General features: G+C 68.9%; 5 protein-coding genes and 1 pseudogene. 5 read left to right on the top strand and 1 reads right to left on the bottom strand.

All coding sequences use genetic code 11. The features are described 5' to 3' along the window. Positions 1-166, bottom strand: a pseudogene (locus ACMUOO_RS17030) (DNA-binding response regulator); the annotation flags it as partial. Between the two features lie 144 nt (positions 167-310). Between ACMUOO_RS17030 and ACMUOO_RS17035 the strand changes: the two are divergent. From ACMUOO_RS17035 to ACMUOO_RS17055, 5 genes are all read left to right on the top strand, one after another. Then, positions 311-625 (top strand): PepSY domain-containing protein, encoded by a 315-nt coding sequence (locus ACMUOO_RS17035; RefSeq protein ID WP_301917355.1) that lies wholly within the window; start codon positions 311-313, stop codon positions 623-625. Then, positions 618-1,274 carry a cytochrome b/b6 domain-containing protein gene (locus tag ACMUOO_RS17040; RefSeq protein WP_301917356.1) on the top strand — a complete coding sequence of 219 codons (657 nt, stop codon included), beginning with the start codon at positions 618-620 and terminating at the stop codon, positions 1,272-1,274. Before ACMUOO_RS17035 ends, ACMUOO_RS17040 begins: the two co-directional genes overlap by 8 nt. A 157-nt stretch (positions 1,275-1,431) precedes the next feature. Beyond that, a complete protein-coding gene (locus tag ACMUOO_RS17045; protein WP_301917357.1) occupies positions 1,432-1,752 on the top strand; it encodes a PepSY domain-containing protein in 321 nt (106 codons plus the stop codon). Positions 1,753-1,886: 134 nt separating this feature from the next. Beyond that, positions 1,887-2,279, top strand: a complete 393-nt coding sequence (locus tag ACMUOO_RS17050) for a hypothetical protein (protein WP_301917358.1) — start codon at positions 1,887-1,889, stop codon at positions 2,277-2,279. Between the two features lie 85 nt (positions 2,280-2,364). Further along, positions 2,365-2,719 (top strand): DUF2271 domain-containing protein (locus ACMUOO_RS17055; RefSeq protein ID WP_413855791.1); only part of this gene is annotated, 355 nt, incomplete at its 3' end.

Below are 2,719 nucleotides of genomic sequence, written 5' to 3' on the forward strand. Positions count from 1 at the left end.
CCGGAAGCATCAGGTCGAGGAGCACGAGGTCATAGACCGCGCCGGCCATGGCGTCGCCGGCGGCGTCGAGCCGCGTGACCCAGTCCGCCGAATGGCCGTCGCCCGCGATCTGGTCGCGCACGGCGGCGCCGAGAACGGTGTCGTCCTCGATCAGAAGGATGCGCATCGGTTCCCTTCCATTCCCCTTTCAGCCTTCCTGACCGCCCGGTCTGAAGCAAAGCTGACGGTGACCGGGCCCCGTGCTTCAGGCTCCCGTCAGCTTCACCGCGCAGGAGTTTGCTCACCACGGCCGCCAGGGGGAGTTTGGCCCATGCCGAAAGGACTGACAATTCTCGCGCTTGTCGCGGTTCTTGCCGCAGGCACCGCGCGGGCGCACGACGACTGTTTCGTGCCCATGGCGGACTGGCAGCCGCGCGAGGCGGTCGCACGGCTGGCAGAGGCGAACGGCTGGACGGTCGACAGGATCAAGATCGACGACGGCTGCTACGAGGTTGACGGCAGCGACGCCGAGGGTCGCCGGATCGAGGTGACGCTGCATCCCGCGACGCTTCATGTGATCGAGTTCGAATACAAGCGGGAAAGGCGCGGCCCCGCGCAGGTCACCGGGGAAAAGACCGATGACTGACACATCTGCACAGCGGGCGGACTGGACCGGGGCCGCCGCGCCCGGAACGATCCGCGTCTGGGACCCGCTCGTAAGGTTCTTTCACTGGGGCCTTGTCCTCGCCTTCGCGACCGCATGGCTTTCGGCGGACGAGGTTCAGCCCCTGCACGAGGTCGCAGGCTACACGGTCGCGGGCCTGATCGGCTTCCGGCTCGTCTGGGGGGTCGCGGGCCGCCGATACGCGCGATTCTCGCAGTTCCTCCGCGGACCGGCCACGACGCTCGCCTATGTGCGCGACATGCTCGGCGGACGCGAGCGCCGCTATCTGGGCCACAACCCGGCCGGGGCGGTGATGGTCGCGGCACTGATCGTCACGCTCGCCGGCACCGCCTTCACCGGATGGCTGATGGAGAAGCCCGAACGACTCGCGATGCTGCCGGCGCTTCCACAGATCGTGACCCCGGCCCTTGCCGATGACGACGGCGATGACGGCGAGCGCGGCGGGGAGGCACTTGAGGCACTGCACGAGACGCTTGCCAATCTCATGCTCCTCCTCGTGGCACTCCATGTCGGAGGGGTCGTCCTCGCGTCCTTCCGTCACCGCGAGAATCTCGTGCTTGCCATGGTCACCGGCGTCAAGCGCGCCCCCGGACCGGGCGACATCGCCTGAGCCGTCGGCCTCGCGCCGACCCGGCCCCGCCTGCCCGGCGGGGCCGCTTTCGTTCCTGACACGGGGCTGAAGCAGATTCCCCGCCGCGATCAGGCGAACGTCAGCCGGGCCGCGGAAAGTCGAAGCAGTGGAAAACCGCAGCAATGGAGATTGACCCATGAAACCGATTCTTGCCGCCCTCGCCGTTCTCGCCGCCCTGCCGGCGGGCGCGGCGCTGGCCGATGACGACGATTGCGTGTCCCGGGCCACGGCCCTGCCGCTCCAGGAGGCCGCCGCGCAGGTGGCCGGCAACTACGGCTGGACGCTCAGCGCGATGGAGATCGACGACGGCTGCTACAAGGTCCGCGCGGCCGACCCCGGCGGCAATCTCCTCAAGGTGGAGATCGACCCGGCAACGCTCGATGTTCGGAAGGCGCGGATCGAGGCCTTCGCCGTCGCAGGCGGGACGCAGGTCGCCCCGGAAAGCCAGTCGAACTGAGACCCAGACGCCGGACGCGTCCCGCCCCGGCGGGGCGTTTCCTGACGGCAAGCTGAAGCGGACGCGGCAGCGCCGTCAGGAACCCCTCAGGTCGCGCGCCGAGGACGGCGCGCGCAGACCAACGGAGATCCCTCATGCGAAAACCTCTTTCCCTTCTCGTTGCCTCGACGGCGCTCTCGGCGGCGATCGGGCTCCCCGTCTGGAGCGCAAGCCCGAGCCTCATGGAACCGGCCCCCTCCGGGCCTGGCCTGATCGTGCCGGGGCTCCGTGCATCGGGCGGAACACCCGCGCAAGCGATGCCCCGCAGCGAAACGGTGGCGGGACTCCTTGTCCTGGCCAGCGGCGATGACGACGAAGGCGATGACGACGAAGAAGACGAAGACGACGATGATGACGACGACGATTGTCACGACGATGACGACGACTGCGGCGGACGGAGGGCCAATCCCGCCCCGGCCGGCACCGTGGCGCCGCCTGCCAACGGCCTTTTCGGCACCGGCGCTCCGCCGCAGGTCAAGGTCAACTGACGATGCCACGGCGCGGCGGAAATCGCAGCCCGCGCCGGATCCTGCCCACCAGACGCACGCACTCCAGCTTCACGAAGGTCCGACAATGAAATCCCTCCTTGCCTCGCTCGCGCTGACCACGGCGCTGACGGTCCCCGGCCTCGCGCTCGCGCGACCGGTGACCCTGACCACCACGCTCAACGCCTATGGCGGCGACGGCGCCTATCTGGCGCTCTATGTCACCGATGCGACCGGCGCCTACGTCGGCAGCCTCTGGATGGCGGGAGGGAAATCGAAATACTACGAGCACCTTTCCGACTGGTACCGTGCCACCGGCGGCGATCCGGCACAGATCAACGGGATCACCGGCGCGAGCGTCGGCGCCGGCCGGACGCTGGAGATCACGCTCGATCTTGCCGACGCGCTCTTCGACGCGGGCTACACGCTGCATGTCGATGCCG

This window comes from Albidovulum sp., from assembly GCF_041919395.1.
Taxonomy (GTDB): Bacteria; Pseudomonadota; Alphaproteobacteria; order Rhodobacterales; family Rhodobacteraceae; genus Albidovulum.

What these genes read in the sequence shown, in the direction of transcription:
- ACMUOO_RS17050 (WP_301917358.1), top strand. Translation starts at nt 1,887, where the DNA reads ATGCGAAAACCTCTTTCCCTTCTCGTTGCCTCGACGGCGCTCTCGGCG.
- ACMUOO_RS17045 (WP_301917357.1), top strand. Translation starts at nt 1,432, where the DNA reads ATGAAACCGATTCTTGCCGCCCTCGCCGTTCTCGCCGCCCTGCCGGCG.
- ACMUOO_RS17040 (WP_301917356.1), top strand. Translation starts at nt 618, where the DNA reads ATGACTGACACATCTGCACAGCGGGCGGACTGGACCGGGGCCGCCGCG.
- ACMUOO_RS17035 (WP_301917355.1), top strand. Translation starts at nt 311, where the DNA reads ATGCCGAAAGGACTGACAATTCTCGCGCTTGTCGCGGTTCTTGCCGCA.